A 17,170-nucleotide genomic window follows, 5' to 3' on the forward strand; every position below is an offset into this window, starting at 1 on the left:
CGCAAACAACATACCCGGTCTTTTCTTTTCGCAGTCCAAGGGCTATCTCCGCGCCATGACTGAGACACTCCACATCGTTGGCGGCGGCATGGCCGGGTCCGAAGCAGCATGGCAAGCAGCCGAGGCGGGCATTCCCGTTGTTATCCACGAGATGCGGCCAAAGGTCGGCACCTTCGCGCACCAGACCGGGCATCTGGCGGAAATGGTATGCTCAAACTCCTTCCGGTCAGATGATGATGAGGCAAACGCGGTCGGCCTGCTGCACTGGGAAATGCGCGCGGCCAACGGGTTGATTATTGAAACGGCGGACAAGCACGCGCTGCCTGCGGGCTCCGCCCTCGCTGTCGACCGCGACCCGTTTGCCGCCGACGTGACCGCCCGCCTGAAAGCGCATCCGCTGGTCACGGTTGATGAGGGTGAGATCACGGAACTGCCGACCGATGGTCATTGGATCATCGCGACTGGCCCCCTCACCAGCGGCACCTTGGCTGAGAGTATTCGCGCCGAGACCGGAACCGACAGCCTCGCCTTTTTCGACGCGATTGCGCCGATCGTCTATGCCGACAGCATCGACATGGACATCGCGTGGATGCAGTCCCGCTACGACAAAGGCGAAACCGAGGCGGAGCAGAAAGCCTACCTGAACTGCCCCCTCACCCGCGACGAATACGAGGCGTTCATCGACGCCCTGCTTGCCGCCGACAAGACCGAATTCCACGAAGGCGAAACCGCCGGCTATTTCGACGGCTGCCTGCCGATTGAGGTGATGGCAGAGCGCGGGCGCGAAACACTGCGGTTCGGCCCAATGAAACCCGTTGGCCTCACCAACCCGCATCAGCCCGATGTGAAGCCCTACGCGGTCGTGCAACTGCGCCGTGATAATGCGCTTGGCACGCTGTTTAATATCGTCGGGTTTCAGACCAAGATGAAGTACGGCGCGCAGACGGATGTGCTGAGGATAATCCCCGGCCTTCAAAACGCGCGGTTCGCCCGGCTTGGCGGTATTCATCGCAATACGTTCCTGAACTCCCCAACGCTGCTCGACGATCAGATGCGGCTGAAATCCCGCTCCAACGTCCGGTTCGCCGGGCAGATCACGGGGGTTGAAGGCTACGTGGAATCCGCTGCGATGGGCCTGCTGGCTGGTCGCCTTGCTGTGGCAGAGATCACGGGCAAACCTCTCCCCCCGCCACCCAACGTGACTGCGATGGGCGCCCTGATCCATCACATCACCGGCGGCGCGTACGCCAAGACGTTTCAACCAATGAACGTCAATTTCGGCCTGTTCCCCGAGGTTGACGCCAAGGGTGGTCGACGGAACCGCAAGGCGCGCTACAAGGCCTACACGGACCGGGCGAAGGCAGCATGGCAACGGTGGCTGGACGAAAAGTGACCGGGTGTTCTATGCTGATCCCATGGGTAAGTCATTTCTAAGCAAAGCGTATGAGTTGTTCACCTCGGCGGACACGCGAAAGCTCTACGACGACTGGTCCGAAAGCTACGACGCCGAGATCGCCGAGAACGGCTACCAGACCCCGGACAGGATCGCGGACGCGCTCCGACAATTCGCCGATCGCGACACGGTCATTCTGGATTTCGGCTGCGGCACCGGGCTAAGCGGCGAAGCCCTAAAAGCCGCCGGGTTCACGATGATTGATGGCGTGGATTTGTCAGCAGATATGCTGGCAGAGGCGAAAGCAAAGGGCGTTTATCGCGACCTTCAGCAAGTCGAAGCGGGCGATGACCTTTCCACGCATCAAGGCAAATACGGCGCCGTGACAGCCTGTGGCGCGATCGGCGTCGGCGCCGCACCAATTGAGGTGGTCGATGTGTTGATGAATCTGCTGGACAAAGATGGGCTGTTCGTCTTTTCGCTTAACGATCACGCGCTTGCTGATCCGGTGTTTGAGGCCAAGGTGATGGAATACACCGATTGCGGCGCCGCGCGGCTGGAATTTCGCGAACATGGCGATCACCTTCCGGGGATCAATCTGAAATCCATGGTCTACGTGCTGCGCAAAAATTGACGTTCAGAACCCGTTTCGCCCCGTCACCCACTGGCCCCCTGCACCTCGGTCACGCCTACTCGGCGCTGCTAGCCTATGACATGGCGATGGCTGCGGGTGGCGATTTTCTCCTCCGCATAGAAGATATCGACCGGTCCCGCGCTCGCCCGGAATGGGAAGAGCAAATATATGACGATCTTCGCTGGCTCGGTATCTGGTGGCCCGATCCCGCCATGCGGCAATCAGAGCGAACCGCTGCCTATCAATCGGCACTGGACGAACTTTGGCAGCGAGAGATTGTCTACATTTGCACCTGTAGCCGACGGGACATCGAACTTGCCGCCAGCGCTCCGCAAGAAGGTGTCGAACCGACCTTTGGGCCGGACGGATTAATTTATCCGGGAACATGCCGCGACAAAGGGCATGGCCCGATTGATCCAGAATTAGAGCGCCCCAAAGACGTGGTGCTACGCCTTGATATGGATCGAGCTATCCAGTGCATTGCCCATCACCACCCAACCAATTTCACCGAAGACGGCACCGGACCCGATGGCAAACACGGCCCCATCGAAATCCGCCAAGATACCCTCATCAATTCAATCGGCGACGTTGTCCTTGCCCGACGGGATATGGGCACGTCCTATCATCTCTCCGTCGTCCTCGATGACGCGGCGCAGGGCATCACCCATGTCGTGCGTGGTCAGGATTTGTTCGAGGCCACCAAAATCCACGTCGTTCTGCAAATACTGCTGGGTCTGCCGACGCCGATCTACCACCATCACAAACTGATCCGCGACGAAAACGGTAAGCGCCTTGCCAAACGGGATGACGCCCGCGCCATCGCGAAATTCAGACAGGATGGCGCGACCCCGGAAGACATCCGCCGAATGGTCGGACTCTAACCGGTTTCATCTTGCCCAAAATACTCCCGCCGGAGGCATAAAATCTATTGCGCCTCGGGCTTTAACAACTCGACTTCTTCACCATCCCGAACCGCCGTATAAAAACAACTCCGCCGATTGGTGTGGCACGCTGACCCCTCTTGCCGGACGAGCAGAAGCAAACAATCGCTGTCACAATCCACACGTAGGTCGACCAGCTCCTGCGTATGACCTGACGTTTCGCCCTTTACCCAGAACGATTGGCGAGAACGGGACCAATACGTGACCCTCCCGGTCGCTAACGTCCGCGCCACGGCATCCGCATTCATCCACGCCATCATAAGCACGTCTCCATTCGTCTCATCCTGCGCAATCGCCGGGATCAGGCCTTGGTCATCAAATTTCAGCGTTGCGGGATCGAAGGACATGGCATACCCATTTGATTGCTGTCAGCAAAGCCTATCTAAGTCAGAGCGGCGATGAGGGAAAGCCATGACGACCGACGCGGACCTATTCAAGCTCTACTCGACCCGTATTCTGGCGCTCGCGGCGGATATCCCGTTGACCGATCGGCTTTCCAACCCCCACTCGACCGTCAAGAAGCGCGCACCGCTCTGCGGATCTGCCGTCACGGTCGATCTTTGCGTGGCGGATGGGCGCGTGTCCAAATTTGCGCAGGATGTGAAGGCTTGCGCGCTCGGTCAAGCCGCCGCATCCGTCGTCGGTGCCAACATCATCGGCCGGACACGGGCAGAGGTTGAAACCGCCCGCAATCAACTCCGCGCCATGCTGAAATCCGACGGCCCCGCCCCTGACGCGCCGTTCAACGAGCTTGAGGTTCTGATCCCCGCGCGAGGGTTTGCCAATAGGCACGGCTCCATCCTGCTTGCGCTTGATGCCACGCTCGATGCATTCGACGACGCCACCAATAGCTGCTGCGCATAAAAAAACCGCCGCGCATCCTGATGGACGGCGGCGGAAGTATGCGTGTCTCTCGGCAGATATGGGTCGACGGGGTGAAGGGGTAGCACCCGGACTTTGACAGGCAGTCAATGTGGAACGCATCGGATTGGGGACAGGATGCGCGACCCAGTAACAGAGAACGCAGGCAGAAACCTAAACAAATGTCGGTAGATGAAGGCCGATCAGCAGCATGAGGCAAAGCGCGCTCGCCCCCAGCACATCTTGAAACAGGGTGCCGGACGAACGCTCAATAACGGATTTGATTTCTTTCAACATGCTCTCAACCTACCTTCTGTGTAGTGTTGCCACTTTGTTCTCATATCGTTAACGCCATGTAAAGAACTTTTTGAGAACATTTGTGAACAAAATGGGATTTTTACGGCTAACCGACTGAAAGTAAACGAATTGCCTTGTCCTGTTCCATTAACCAAAGCAACACACGCGCAGCCTGCCCGCGCTCTGTTGACAGTTTCGGATCAGAGCCAAGAAGATTTCGCGCGTCTTTCTGCGCCATTGCCATCAATCCGGCCTGTCGCTCCAAATCGGCAACCCGGAAACGCGGCAGCCCGGATTGTGCCGTGCCGATCACATCGCCCGCACCGCGCATGGCAAGGTCTTCTTCAGCAATCCGAAAGCCATCCTCGCTATCGCGCAGGGTCGTCAGGCGACGCTCCGCCCCCTGCGAAAGCGGCGATTGGAACATCAGCAGACAGGTCGACGCGGCGGTGCCTCGCCCCACACGCCCCCGAAGTTGGTGAAGTTGCGCGAGGCCGAAATATTCGGCGCGTTCGATCACCATGATTGAGGCGTTGGGCACATCCACGCCGACTTCAATCACCGTCGTTGCAACCAGCACCGAAGTCTCTCCGGCGACGAAGCGGGCCATCGCCGCGTCTTTCTCAGCCGGGGGCATTTGCCCGTGAACAAGGCCGACTGTCCCCTCGCCAAGTGCCGCGCGAAGGTGTTTGAACCGCGCCTCCGCCGCCGTCAGGTCAACCGCTTCGCTTTCTTCGACAAGCGGACAGACCCAATAGCATTGACGCCCATCGGCAATCGCCTTGCGAAGGTGGTCGACCACCTCCTCCATCCGCCCGGTTGACACCAGCGCTGTTTTGATCGGCTGCCGTCCCGCTGGCTTTTCATCCAGCACCGACACGTCCATATCACCATATTGCGCGAGTGCGAGGCTGCGCGGGATCGGCGTCGCAGTCATTACGAGAACATCGACCGCCTGCCCCTTCGCGCCGAGTTGCAGCCGCTGTCGCACGCCAAATCTGTGCTGTTCATCGATAATCGCAAGGCGAAGATCATGAAACGTCACATCGTCCTGAAAGACCGCATGGGTGCCAACGAGAATCTGAATATCTCCGCGCTGAAGTGCGGCGAGCTTGGCCCGACGCTCCGCCCCCTTATCGCGCCCGGTCAGGAGTTCGAGGACGACGCCCGCATCCTCCGCCAACGGTTTCAGGCTATCGAGGTGCTGTCGGGCCAGTATTTCTGTCGGCGCCATCATCACGCCCTGCCCGCCCGCCTCAACCGCGACTAGCAGCGACATAAACGCGACGAGCGTTTTGCCCGCCCCAACATCCCCCTGAAGCAGTCGGTTCATGCGGTGATCGCTGCCCATATCCTCGGTAATTTCAGCGATTGCCCGGTCTTGGGCGGATGTCGGTTTGTAGGGCAAAGCCCCCAACACGCGTTTTTGCAGCGCTCCGGTGCCGACCGACGGGATGCCCGGCTTTCGCCGAGTCGCGGCGCGGGCCAGTGCGAGCGTTAGCTGGTGCGCGAAGAATTCATCATACGCGATGCGCATTCGGTCTGCCGCTTCCGGCGATAAGTCCGCCGCGTTTGTCGGGCTGTGCGCCGCGCGCACCGCCTCCGACCAGTCGGGCCATCCCTCGCGCTTTTTGACGCCGGGATCGATCCACTCAGCTATGTCTGGCACGCGCTTCAAGGCTCCCGCGGCCGCCTTCATGATTGCTTTTTGGGTGATGCCCGCCGTCAGCGGATAGACCGGTTCAAAGTCCGGTATCGACTCCGCCTCCTCTACCCGCACGACATGGTCCGGGTGCACCATTTGCGCAATGCCGTCGAAGATTTCGAGCTTGCCTGACACCAACCGACGCTGCCCGGGCGGCAGGAGTTTTTGCAGATAATCCGCGCGGGCATGGAAAAACACGAGCTGAAAGTCCGCCTTCGCGTCCTGCACGTGAACCCGATAGGGCCGCCCGCGGGTCTTTGGGGGATGATGCGCGCCAACGGTAACCTCAACAGTTACGACTGCTGGCACCTCAGCCCCTTGGATCGTGTCCCGACGGCGGCGATCGATCCCCGAATACGGCAAAGTGAACAGCAGATCGCGCGGACGCTCCACCCCCATCTGTTGAAAGGTCTGCGCGGTTTTTGGCCCGACGCCATCCAGCGTTTCAAGCTCCGCAAATAGCGGAAACAGGATTTCCGGGCGGCTGCTCATGCCCCCTCAATCAACGAAAGCCAGCCGTCTTCGTCGATGGTTTTCACACCAAGGTCCGCTGCCTTCTTCGCTTTTGATCCGGCCCCCGGTCCCGCGACAAGCAGGTCTGTCTTGCCGGACACCGAACCGGATACCTTAGCGCCAAGCGACTCTGCCCGCGCCTTCGCTTCGGCCCGCGTCATCTTTTCGAGCGTGCCGGTGAACACGACCGTCATTCCGGCCACGGGGCTGTCCGTTGGGGCCGTGCTGATCGCATCTTTCACCGAAAGCTCCGCGATCAATCGGTCGATGGAAGCGCGCTCCGCCTCTTGCTGGAACGTGGTAACGAGAGAGGCCGCCATAACCGCGCCGATCCCGTCGATTGACAGCAGATGGTCCCACGCATCGCCTTCGCCGACGGTGGCTTGGGTCAACGCCTCTTCAAGCGCGGCCCAGCTTCCGTAAGACGTGGCGAGCAATTTCGACGCGCTTTCCCCAACATGCCGGATGCCAAGGGAAAAGATCACCCGGTGAAGATCTATTTCTCTTTTTTCATCAATCGCTTCGAACAGGTTGGTCGCGGATTTTTCGCCCCAACCTTCGCGGTTCTTCAACTGCTGCATACCGCTGCCGTAGCATTCTTTCAGGCGAAAGATATCGGCCGGCTCAGCGATCCATTTATCGGCGTAGAACTGTTCGACCTGTTTCGCGCCAAGCCCCTCGATATCAAATGCACCCCGACTGACAAAGTGTTTCAGCTTTTCAACGGCTTGCGCGGGGCAAATAATGCCGCCGGTGCATCGCCTGACGGCGTCGCCTTCCTCGCGGATTGCGTCCGATCCGCATTCCGGGCAAATCGTCGGAAATTCGTAGGCAACTGCGTCGTCCAGTCGTTTGGACAGGTCGACATCGGCAATCTTCGGAATGACGTCGCCCGCGCGATAAACCTGCACCCAATCCCCAACGCGGATGTCTTTGCCCCCGCGAATTTCGGCGCCCTTGGAATCGCGCCCTGCGATGTAGTCTTCGTTGTGAAGTGTCGCGTTCGACACAACGACACCGCCAACCGTCACAGGCGCAAGCCGCGCAACTGGGGACAGTGCGCCAGTGCGCCCAACCTGAATATCCACTGCCTCCAACCGGGTCCAGGCGAGCTCGGCGGGAAACTTATGCGCAATCGCCCATCTGGGCGTGGTGGAGCGGAACCCCAACCGCCCCTGCAGCGTGAGATCATTCACCTTGTAAACAACGCCATCAATATCATAGCCGAGCGTCGCGCGTTTTTGTTCGATCACCCGATATTGCGCGATCATGCCTTCAACATCAGTGCAAAGCTTCGTTTCCGGATTGATAGAAAATCCAAACTTTCCCAGCCGTTCAATCGCGCCCATTTGCGTCGTGGAAAGCGGTTCGGACACCTCGCCCCACGCATAGGCAAAAAACCGGAGCGGGCGGGATTTCGTGATCGCGGAATCAAGCTGGCGCAGCGAGCCCGCCGCCGCGTTTCGCGGATTGGCAAAGGTCTTTTCCCCGGCCTGCGCCTGCCGTTCGTTCAGCGCCTCAAAATCGGCGTGAGACATATACACCTCACCGCGCACCTCAAGCACGTCGGGTGCTGAGGTCAGGGTTTCGGGGATATCGTCAATCGTTCGGGCATTGCCGGTTACGTTCTCGCCAACCTCGCCATCACCACGGGTCGCGGCTTGGACAAGCTTGCCGCCCTCGTAGCGCAGCGACAGCGATAGCCCGTCAATCTTCGGTTCCGCCGTGTAGGAGAGCGAGGTCTCGGCGGTGACGTTCAGGAACTTGCGAACGCGATCATCGAATTCGGAGATATCATCATCGTCAAACGCATTCGCCAGCGACAACATTCGCACCGCATGGCGGACCTTGTCGAATTTCTCTGCAACGGGGGCGCCGACGACATCGCTCGGGCTATCGGCCCGCTTAAGATGCGGAAACCGGGCCTCAATCTCAGTATTTCGGCGCTTCAGCGCGTCATAGTCCGCATCGGATATATCCGGCGCATCTTCGCCGTGATACGCCGTGTTCGCCCGCAGCAAAACCTCTGCCAGCCGCGCGAGTTCACGCTCCGCCTCTGCTTCGCTCAGCTTTTCAACTGCGATATCGGCAGTCATCCCGCCCTCCCCGGCTGTCTCATACTTTGATAGGAGCCAGCCCGAGAGAGGTCCAGAGGGACAAGCCTCGACGGAGTGAAATTATCGCGTTCGCTAACAGAGGCCCGGCCGGTCAGGCACCGATGGCAATCGGGCTGGCAATCTCACTCGGTTCCGGGTCGCGCAGCACATATCCACGGCCCCACACCGTTTCGATGTGATTGTCGCCGCCCGTCGCTTCGCTGAGTTTTTTGCGCAGCTTGCAGATGAACACGTCGATGATTTTCAGTTCTGGTTCGTCCATCCCACCGTAAAGGTGGTTCAAGAACATCTCTTTCGTCAAGGTCGTACCCTTCCGCAGGCTGAGCAGTTCGAGCATCTGATACTCTTTCCCGGTCAGGTGAACGGATTTTCCCTCGACGTCGACCGTCTTGGCATCCAGATTCACCGCGATCCGTCCCGTCTTGATGACAGATTGCGAATGGCCCTTCGACCGCCGGATAATCGCGTGGATACGGGCGACGAGTTCTTCGCGATGGAACGGTTTCGTCAAGTAATCATCGGCTCCAAATCCGAATCCCTTGATTTTGTTTTCCGTATCATCGACCCCGGATAGGATCAGAATCGGCGTTTCGACCCGCGCCAGGCGAAGCTGCCGCAGAACGTCATGCCCGTTCATGTCAGGCAAGTTCAGATCCAGCAGGATCAGGTCGTAATCATAAAGTTTCGCCAGATCGATGCCTTCTTCCCCTAGATCCGTGCAATACACGTTCAGGTTGGCATGGGTCAGCATCAATTCGATGCTTTTTGACGTTGTTGGATCGTCTTCGACAAGCAAGACACGCATACTAATTCTCCGCTACTTTCCCTTCTGGAGCCTTAACCTTGGCTAACAATGGTTAATCTCGCGTTACCGTTAAGCGGGAGATATCTATACAACCTATGATTGTCTATATGTCTGAAGCGTCGTTGCTTTCAATGCCCCTTCACCGTGCATTTTTATCGCAGTTTCCCACGCCTCATACTCCTCGTGCGACAATCCGTAGCGCTGCAAGGCCTCGCTGAGCGGGATCAGGCCAAAGGCGACCCCTTTGACCACTGCCGCCTTGCGGCTCGCCACCCATCGCGTCGTGTTGGGATCGGGCAAATCCGCCCGTGTCATCACGGTGCCATCCGGCAGCGTGACGGCGCGTGGGCCATCGACTTTCTTTAGAAACATCACACACCCCTCAGTTTCTGATGGCACAAGCATTGCGGATCGGACTTAAAGGGATATGAAGCGACCCCTTGTTAGTCTGTAAGATTTTCATATATTCCGCACGATCATCAGGAGCGTGATATGGCACTGGACGCGGACACTCCGCTGAACTCACTCGGCATTGCGAAACCCGTGGCGGACACGCGGGTTGTCGTTGCTATGTCCGGGGGTGTCGACAGTTCGGTCGTGGCAGCGATGTTGGCGGACGAAGGGTATGACGTCGTTGGCGTCACCTTGCAGCTTTACGATCACGGCGCAGCGCTGGCCAAAAAAGGCGCATGTTGTGCCGGAATCGATATTCACGACGCCCGCCGCGTGGCGGAGGAAATGGGCTTTCCGCATTACGTTCTGGATTATGAAAACATCTTTAAGGACGCAGTGATCGATGAATTCGCCGACAGCTATCTGGCTGGCGCGACGCCGGTGCCCTGCATTCGCTGCAACGAACGTGTGAAGTTCAAGGATTTGCTGGAGACCGCCAAAGACCTTGATGCGGATTGCATGGCGACCGGTCATTATATCCAGCGGTTCGACGGCCCCGCCGGGCCAGAACTTCATTCGGCGGCCGATGCCAACCGGGATCAGTCGTATTTCCTGTTCTCCACGACGCCCGAGCAGTTGTCGTTCCTGCGCTTCCCGCTGGGCCATCTGGCCTCCAAGGATGAAACCCGCGCGTTGGCGGCAAAATATGGGCTGAGCGTTGCGGACAAGCCCGACAGCCAGGACATCTGCTTTGTGCCTGATGGCGACTATGCGGGCGTGATCGAAAAACTCCGCCCCGGTGCTGCTGAACCCGGAGAGATCGTGGATACCGAGGGCAACGTCCTCGGCACCCATAACGGCGTCATCCACTACACGGTCGGCCAGCGGCGGGGTCTGGGCATTGGCGGGTTGGAGACCCCGCTTTACGTCGTAAAACTGGATGTCGACAATCGCCGCGTGATCGTCGGCCCGAAAGAGATGCTCGCCACCCGGATCGTGCCGGTGCGCGAAATCAACTGGCTGGGGGATGCGCCGTTCGACAGCCAGCCCGAGTGGCATGTCGCTGTTCGCGTACGATCGACCCGGCCGCCGCAACCTGCGATCCTGCGACCGATTTCCGCGACCGAAGCCGAGGTGGAGCTGCTAACCCCCGAGGAAGGCGTATCGCCGGGTCAGGCTTGCGTGTTCTACGACACGGATAGCAGCCGGATTTTCGGCGGCGGCTGGATCTGGCGCGGGCACTAAGCGTTAGCGCTCGCCAAGGCATCCAGAACAGCACGCGCCGCACGAAGGCCGGGGGCTTCGCCGCCCCTGCCTAACCGAGCCATTGTCAGTGCAATCGCCTGTTTCTGCGCGTCAGGGTGGTTGAACACATCGACCAACCCCGCAGCGATGGCGGCGGGCTTGCAATCAGCGCCTAGAAACTCCGGCACAGTGCGGCTTTCGGCGACCAGATTGACCAGCGTGACGGTATCGACCTTCAGCATCCGCTTGATAATGACCCGGCTTAGCCAGCTCATGTCATAAGCGATCACCATCGGCGTTTCTGCGGCGGCGAGTTCAAGTGACACCGTGCCAGACGCCGCCAAGGCGATATCCGCGGCCCGGAACGCCGCCCGCTTGGTCGATAACGCGGCAGCCGCATCGCCCACACGCGGATCAATCACGATGGGGTCGCCGGGCCACGCCGCGACCTGCGCCTTGACCTGATCGGCAACCGGAGCGGCCGCCGGCACAACGACACGGGCGGCGCGGTGGTCCGCTGCGAACACCCGAAGCGCTTCGCCGAACACGTCGGCCAGGCGCTGCACTTCACCCGACCGCGATCCGGGCAGCGCGAGGATCAACGGATCCTCTGGCGAAATACCGTTTGCGGCACGGAAGGACGCAGCGTAATCATCCGTCGCCTGCGGTTCGGCCACAACCGGATGACCGACGAAATCGCATCGCATTCCCGCGACTTCCATATAAGGCGGCTCAAACGGAAATAGGGCGAGCACTTGGTCGATCACCTTCGCCATCTTCTCCGCCCGACCAGCCCGCCAGGCCCAGACCGTCGGAGCGACATAGTGAACGGTGCGAATATCGCTTTCAGCCTTCACCAGCCGCGCGACACGCAGGCAGAAATCCGGGCTGTCGATTGTGATCAGAACGTCCGGCGATTGTTTCAACACTTCGGCGGCCGTCTCGCTGATCCGCCGTTTCAGATGAAAATACTTCGGCGCGATTTCTGCGATTCCCATGACGGAGAGTTCGTCCATCGGGAAAAGGCTCTCCATACCCTCTGCTTGCATCAGTGGCCCACCGACGCCGGAGAATGTCACGTCTGGCATCAAGGCTTTGAGCCCTGCCATCAGCGCCCCGCCAAGCTTATCGCCCGACGGCTCCCCTGCGATCAGGAAGACGCGCATCACGCAGACTCCCGTACCCAAAGGAACAGGCCAAGGGCATTTGCCTCTGCGATTGTCGCGTCACGGTCAAGCACCATGACGCCCCCCGCCTCGATCACGATTCCCGAAAGTCCCGCAGCTTTCGCCCCGCGAACTGTTTCCGGGCCTATCGCGGGCAGATCAACGCGCCGGTCCTGCATCGGCTTCGGCGCTTTGAACAGGATACCGCCCTCCGGTCGCTGCGGGCCACCGCCCCCATCGCTGAGCGTTTGTAACATCCAATCCGTCCCGGGCAGCGCTTCGATGGCAAGTGCTTGCCCCCGCGACACAACGCACGCCTGCCCCACATCGACCGCGCCCATCGCCGCGACAATCTCCGCTCCGCGCGCCGCGTCGGACTGCGCCGTTTCATCAGGTTGGGCGTCGCTCAACACACCCGCCGCGGGTAGCAATTCCGGCAAGACCTCATGCGCTGCCTTGATCGCAAACCCTGCGTCTTCAAAGATCGACAGCACGCCACGCAGGGCCGCATCATCGCCCGCCTTGATCGCGGCAAGCATTCGTGGGACCAACGGCAGCGTTTTGGAATCTATCTGGGAAGGATCAATTGGCGGACGGTGCACCGTTCCGGCAAAGACCACGTCGTTCACACCAAGACCCGTCAGCTTTTCCAAGAAACTACCGACCTGTTCGATCCGAAACCGGATGATGGGCCGGCCCCCGCAGTTCTCAACCGGGAAGCCCTCCATTTCGCACAGGTGGAAGGGTGTTCCCTCCGCCTCCAACCTGTCGGCAATCGCAACCGGTAGCCGCCCCTGCCCTGCGATCAGCGCAAGCATCCCGTCAACTCGGCGTCAGGAACGAGCGGTCGCTGGCGCCCATGACGAAATCGACAATCTCGCGCACATAGTCGCTGTCGGTTTCATCGCCCAATCGCCGCGCACGGTCCTGAAACGCACCGTCCCCCTGCGCGAGCATCTGATAGGCCGCCCGCAGCGCGGTGATGTCGGCGCGGGCAACGCCTTTCCGCTTCAACCCAACGAGGTTCAACCCATCCAAAACGCCCCGCGGCCCTTGGACGAGGCCGTAGGGAATGACATCGTTCGTCACCATCGTGACCGCGCCGATAATCGCGCCCTTCCCGATGCGAACCCATTGATGGATGCCCGATAACCCACCGATGATAACGTCGTCTTCGATGATGCAATGGCCCGCGAGCGCGGAGTTGTTGACCATAATAACCCGGTCCCCGACCTGCGCATCATGTGCGACATGCGCGCCAGCCATCAGCAGACAGTCATCGCCAACGCGGGTCACTCCGCCACCGCCGTCGGTTCCACAATTTAGCGTCACGCCTTCGCGGATCCGGGCGCGCTTGCCTATTTCAAGCCGGGTAGCTTCGCCTTTGAATTTCAGATCCTGCGGGATTTCCCCAACACAGGCAAAGGAGAACACCACGGATTCATCACCGATGCGGGTTTGCCCGGTCGCAACGACATGGCTTTTCAACGTCACGCCCGTGCCAAGCGATACCTGCCCGCCGACCGTGCAAAACGGGCCAACGACGCAGCCTTCGCCAATCTCGGCCCCGTCTTCAATGACGGCCGAAGGGTGAATATCCGCGCTGGGATGAACGGTCATATGGCGCTAGTCCTCTAGCAGATGGATCATCGCCGCGAAATCTGCGGAGGTGGCGAGTTCGTCGCCGACCATTGCTTCACCGTGGAATTTCCAGATTTTTGAACCGCCCCGCGTGACTGTCACATTCAGTTTCAGAACATCAGCGGGAACCACCTTGCGCCGAAATTTACAGTTGTCGACGGACATAAAATAAACCAGCAGTGGCTTGTCGATCAGATCCAGCGTCACCCCAACCATAACGGCAGCGGTTTGCGCCATAGCCTCAATAATCGTGACGCCGGGCATGATCGGTGCGCCGGGGAAATGGCCCTGAAAGTGCGGCTCGTTGTAAGTGACATTCTTGATTCCAACCGCGCTTTTGCCAGCGACGATATCTTCGACCTTGTCAATTAGCAGGAATGGGTAGCGGTGCGGAATAATCCGCTGAATGAGATCGACGTCAGCTTCGGTGATCAACTCTGCCATGAGGGAGCCCTTGTTCTACGGTCAATATCGGTAAAAGCCTGAGTAGCAATAACAATGTCCGCAGACAAGCCGGGGCTATTTCGGCGCAGGGTCTTCGACGCCTTCGCCGTCGCCCAATTCAGCGTCGATCCGCGCGATGGCCTGATCGGTGATGTCGATGCTATCTGCAGCGAGAAGAACAACGCGACGTTCCAGAACCGCGACCGCGCCCCGCGCTTCGGTGATTTCGGCAAGGATTGGGATGACGGTCGAAAAGAACTCCTGCCGGCTGGATTCGCGGCGCTGGGTCAGTTCCTTCGATTTGTTTTCCTGCGTTTCGCGGATGCCTTGCACTTTCTCGTCAAACGCGTCGGCGAGTTGGCGAAATTCATCCGCTGGCATGGTGGGGCGGCGTTCTGCAAGGCTCGCCTCCTCCTCGCTCAGCGATGTGTCCAAAGCTTGATTTTCGGCGATCAACGCTGATCGCGCCTGGTCCAGCTCGGCCTCGATTTTTTGGCCGAACATGCTCTCGGCATAGAGCCTTTCTGGCTCAACTGTCAGAATACCGTTGGCCCCCGGCTGAGGTTGCTGTTGCGCGACAGACTGCGTCCCCAGCAACAGGGTTAGTCCCGTTGCCAGCATCACGCGTTTGACCAAGCCCATCATGTTAGAACGTCGTGGAAATCGTCAGATCGAACGTCTGTTCCCGGTCGTAGTCTTCTTTCTTGAGCGCTTTGGAGAAGTTGAACCGCAGCGGCCCAAGCGGCGTGTCCCAGAAGACCGAGAAGCCAAGCGTTGCCCGAAGGTTAAAACTGTCGTCAACCGGGCCACCAGTGCCTGCGACGTTGTCGAGACTCCAAACTGAACCGACGTCGAAGAACAGCCCGCCGGTTATCCCGTATTCCTCAGGCAAACCAAGCGGGAAGTCCGCCTCAAACCGGGCGACGGCAAACAGATTACCGCCAAGGCCGTCTTCGTTGACCGCCCCCAGATCACGCGGCCCTACGCCGTTCGCCTCAAACCCACGCAAGCTCCGGCTGTTTAGGTTAAAGCGCTCTGTGATGCGGCTATCGCCCGAAAGCATATGCAGCGCACCGCCTTCGAATACGGCCCGCAGCGTCACCTCTTCGTTCCAGACTTTCGTTTCCGCGCCAAGCAGCGCTGTCGTCCGGATGTATTTGTTGTCACCACCAAGCCCAGCGAAGTCCTGACTGAACCGCAAGATCACACCAGCGTTCGGATTCAGACCGGTGCGTCGCGTGTCATAGCTGTAGGAATATCCAACAGAGCTGGTGAACAATGAGCCCTGAGCGGCTTCCGCCTGAAGGATCGTGGAAGAGTCAGCCTCAACATTGAACAATTTGCTCTTGGCGATTCTGTAGTTGAGGTTCAGGCGCCCGTTCTCGCTTACAGGAAATTCCAACGAGGGTCGGAACGAAACACTGCGTGTTGAGTAAGCAGAGTTGTCATTGTCGGTCGTCTGGTAAGCCAGGGCGAGGCCAAGCTCCAAATCGCGGCCGAGTAGTCGGGGTTCGGTAAAGCTGAACGCACCTGATGCGCTGTCAGAGGCCGTGTTGATCGAAAAGCTGATCCGCTGGCCCCGGCCAAGGAAGTTCCGTTCAGAGAACCCGATGATAAAGGCAACGCCGCTATCAATCGAATAGCTGGCACCGAACGACAGGCTGCCGGTCGGGGCTTCTTCGACATCAACATCGACAATCACGCTGTCGGGGCTAGATCCTTCGCGCGCGTTGACCTCTGTATTCTCAAAGAAGCCAAGCGCACGGATGCGCTCCGCCGCCTCACGGACTTCGCGGGGGTTGAACGGATCGCCCTCAACGACACGGAACTGTTCCCGCACGACGCGATCGAGCGTGGTGGAATTACCTTCGACATCGATCCGCTCAACAAAAATGCGCGGGCCGCGCGTTAGGGCAAATTCAACATCAAGCGTCAGATCGCGGTCGTTCCGCGAGATGCGCGGTTCGACCCGCACGAAGTTCTGGTTTTTGCGAAGCGCGAGGCGTTCAAGCCGCGCAATCGTGTTTTCGACAAGGCTCGGCGAATAGGTGTCGCCGGGGCGGATGCGGATGGCCTCTTGAAATTCATCCGGATCAATCTCGGGGATGTCCGTCGTCGTCGTGATCTCACCAAAATCAAACGATTGCCCCTCGCGCACGTTGAACGTCACGAAAAAGGAATCACGACTGCGGGACAGTTCGGATGTGACTGACAGAACTTCGAAGTCGACATAGCCACGCGACAGGTAGAAATCGCGCAGAACTTGCTTATCAAACTCAATCCGGTCGGCGATGAACGTATCGCGGCGGATGATTGCACGCAGGATACCGGCTTGTTTCGTCTCTAGAACGCGGCGCAGGCGGCGCTCGGAAAACGCGCGGTTGCCGACAAAGCTCAGCCGGTCAATCTCTGAAACGCGGCCCTCTGTCACCTCGAACACAAGGTCCACACGGTTATCGGACCGGCGGATGATCTTAGGATCAACGGTGGCGGCCAGACGCCCTTCAACCTGATAGGCTTCGGTGATCGCGGCGGCGTCAGCTTCTGCAACGCTGGGGCTGTAAACCCGGCGGGATTGGGATTGCAGGATAGACGTCAAGGCATCGTCCTTCAGACGACGATTCCCTTCGATGCTGATGCGGTTGATTGTAGGAAACTCACGAACGCGGATGACAAGGCGACTGCCTTGCGGCTCAACCTCAACCGTCTCGAACAAACCGCTGGCGAGGATGCGCTGGTAGGCATCGTTCAACTCACCCGCCGATACGGTTTCACCGCGGGAAATTCCTGCATAGGTCAGGATTGTAGCGGGTTCGATGCGCTGGTTGCCGACAACCTCAACCGAATTGAAGCTGAAGTTCTGCGCCTGCGCCCCCTGCGGAGCCATGATCGAAACGGCGGAAATAAGAAAAACAATCGCGAAAAAACCGGCGCGTATGTGGGTCTTTGCCCCCTGGAATACCGCGCCACTTCCAACCACAAATTTGGCCATGAACCCCAATCCAAATGATATCC

General features: G+C 59.2%; 17 protein-coding genes. 5 read left to right on the forward strand and 12 right to left on the reverse strand.

Translation table 11 applies throughout. The annotated features are described in order from the left end of the window. Positions 1-55 precede the first annotated feature (55 nt). From trmFO to gluQRS, 3 genes are read left to right on the forward strand one after another with little or no spacing between them, the layout of a single operon-like run. Positions 56-1,393 (forward strand): methylenetetrahydrofolate--tRNA-(uracil(54)-C(5))-methyltransferase (FADH(2)-oxidizing) TrmFO, encoded by a 1,338-nt coding sequence (gene trmFO, locus ACEWPJ_RS08560; RefSeq protein WP_416512429.1) that lies wholly within the window; start codon positions 56-58, stop codon positions 1,391-1,393. Between the two features lie 22 nt (positions 1,394-1,415). Next, the gene (locus ACEWPJ_RS08565; protein ID WP_416512431.1) at positions 1,416-2,027 is read left to right on the forward strand and encodes a class I SAM-dependent DNA methyltransferase; all 612 of its coding nucleotides are present in this window, start codon (positions 1,416-1,418) and stop codon (positions 2,025-2,027) included. Beyond that, positions 2,024-2,908 carry a tRNA glutamyl-Q(34) synthetase GluQRS gene (gene gluQRS / locus ACEWPJ_RS08570; protein WP_416512432.1) on the forward strand — a complete coding sequence of 295 codons (885 nt, stop codon included), beginning with the start codon at positions 2,024-2,026 and terminating at the stop codon, positions 2,906-2,908. The genes ACEWPJ_RS08565 and gluQRS overlap by 4 nt, the downstream gene beginning before the upstream one ends. Positions 2,909-2,952: 44 nt before the next feature. On the opposite strand, the gene hisI is transcribed toward gluQRS, so the two are convergent. Beyond that, entirely contained in the window at positions 2,953-3,315 is a 363-nt protein-coding gene (hisI, locus tag ACEWPJ_RS08575; RefSeq protein WP_416512433.1) for a phosphoribosyl-AMP cyclohydrolase, read from the reverse strand. 64 nt (positions 3,316-3,379) lie between these two features. Between hisI and ACEWPJ_RS08580 the strand changes: the two genes are divergently transcribed. Continuing rightward, the gene (locus ACEWPJ_RS08580; protein ID WP_416512435.1) at positions 3,380-3,832 is read left to right on the forward strand and encodes an iron-sulfur cluster assembly scaffold protein; all 453 of its coding nucleotides are present in this window, start codon (positions 3,380-3,382) and stop codon (positions 3,830-3,832) included. 171 nt (positions 3,833-4,003) lie between these two features. Here ACEWPJ_RS08580 and ACEWPJ_RS08585 read toward each other — a convergent pair whose 3' ends face one another. From ACEWPJ_RS08585 to ACEWPJ_RS08605, 5 genes are all read right to left on the reverse strand, one after another. Then, the gene (locus ACEWPJ_RS08585; RefSeq protein WP_416512437.1) at positions 4,004-4,126 is read right to left on the reverse strand and encodes a hypothetical protein; all 123 of its coding nucleotides are present in this window, start codon (positions 4,124-4,126) and stop codon (positions 4,004-4,006) included. Positions 4,127-4,232: 106 nt separating this feature from the next. Next, a complete protein-coding gene (recG, locus tag ACEWPJ_RS08590) occupies positions 4,233-6,323 on the reverse strand; it encodes an ATP-dependent DNA helicase RecG (RefSeq protein ID WP_416512439.1) in 2,091 nt (696 codons plus the stop codon). After that, positions 6,320-8,440: an NAD-dependent DNA ligase LigA gene (gene ligA, locus ACEWPJ_RS08595; protein ID WP_416512440.1), complete on the reverse strand. Its 2,121-nt coding sequence runs from the start codon at positions 8,438-8,440 to the stop codon at positions 6,320-6,322. The genes recG and ligA overlap by 4 nt, the downstream gene beginning before the upstream one ends. A 112-nt stretch (positions 8,441-8,552) precedes the next feature. Continuing rightward, positions 8,553-9,266 carry a response regulator transcription factor CtrA gene (gene ctrA / locus ACEWPJ_RS08600; protein ID WP_416512442.1) on the reverse strand — a complete coding sequence of 238 codons (714 nt, stop codon included), beginning with the start codon at positions 9,264-9,266 and terminating at the stop codon, positions 8,553-8,555. A gap of 93 nt (positions 9,267-9,359) precedes the next feature. Next, positions 9,360-9,638: a DUF1153 domain-containing protein gene (locus tag ACEWPJ_RS08605; protein ID WP_416512444.1), complete on the reverse strand. Its 279-nt coding sequence runs from the start codon at positions 9,636-9,638 to the stop codon at positions 9,360-9,362. Positions 9,639-9,758: 120 nt separating this feature from the next. Between ACEWPJ_RS08605 and mnmA the strand changes: the two genes are divergently transcribed. Beyond that, the gene (gene mnmA / locus ACEWPJ_RS08610) at positions 9,759-10,904 is read left to right on the forward strand and encodes a tRNA 2-thiouridine(34) synthase MnmA (RefSeq protein WP_416512446.1); all 1,146 of its coding nucleotides are present in this window, start codon (positions 9,759-9,761) and stop codon (positions 10,902-10,904) included. On the opposite strand, the gene lpxB is transcribed toward mnmA, so the two are convergent. The 6 genes from lpxB to bamA all read right to left on the reverse strand — a co-directional run bounded on the left by lpxB (position 10,901) and on the right by bamA (position 17,147). Continuing rightward, positions 10,901-12,070 carry a lipid-A-disaccharide synthase gene (gene lpxB, locus ACEWPJ_RS08615; RefSeq protein WP_416512448.1) on the reverse strand — a complete coding sequence of 390 codons (1,170 nt, stop codon included), beginning with the start codon at positions 12,068-12,070 and terminating at the stop codon, positions 10,901-10,903. The two genes, mnmA and lpxB, sit on opposite strands and share 4 nt — an antisense overlap. Beyond that, on the reverse strand, positions 12,070-12,888 hold the full coding sequence (locus ACEWPJ_RS08620; RefSeq protein ID WP_416512450.1) for an LpxI family protein: 819 nt from the start codon (positions 12,886-12,888) through the stop codon (positions 12,070-12,072). The genes lpxB and ACEWPJ_RS08620 overlap by 1 nt, the downstream gene beginning before the upstream one ends. A gap of 4 nt (positions 12,889-12,892) precedes the next feature. Then, the gene (gene lpxA, locus ACEWPJ_RS08625) at positions 12,893-13,690 is read right to left on the reverse strand and encodes an acyl-ACP--UDP-N-acetylglucosamine O-acyltransferase (RefSeq protein ID WP_416512451.1); all 798 of its coding nucleotides are present in this window, start codon (positions 13,688-13,690) and stop codon (positions 12,893-12,895) included. A gap of 6 nt (positions 13,691-13,696) precedes the next feature. Beyond that, positions 13,697-14,155 (reverse strand): 3-hydroxyacyl-ACP dehydratase FabZ, encoded by a 459-nt coding sequence (gene fabZ, locus ACEWPJ_RS08630; RefSeq protein ID WP_416512453.1) that lies wholly within the window; start codon positions 14,153-14,155, stop codon positions 13,697-13,699. A gap of 75 nt (positions 14,156-14,230) precedes the next feature. Beyond that, positions 14,231-14,800: an OmpH family outer membrane protein gene (locus ACEWPJ_RS08635; protein ID WP_416512455.1), complete on the reverse strand. Its 570-nt coding sequence runs from the start codon at positions 14,798-14,800 to the stop codon at positions 14,231-14,233. Position 14,801: 1 nt separating this feature from the next. Then, entirely contained in the window at positions 14,802-17,147 is a 2,346-nt protein-coding gene (gene bamA, locus ACEWPJ_RS08640; RefSeq protein ID WP_416512456.1) for an outer membrane protein assembly factor BamA, read from the reverse strand. Positions 17,148-17,170: the final 23 nt, after the last annotated feature.

Source organism: Aliiroseovarius sp. YM-037, from assembly GCF_048060095.1.
Lineage (GTDB): Bacteria > Pseudomonadota > Alphaproteobacteria > Rhodobacterales > Rhodobacteraceae > JBLUOA01.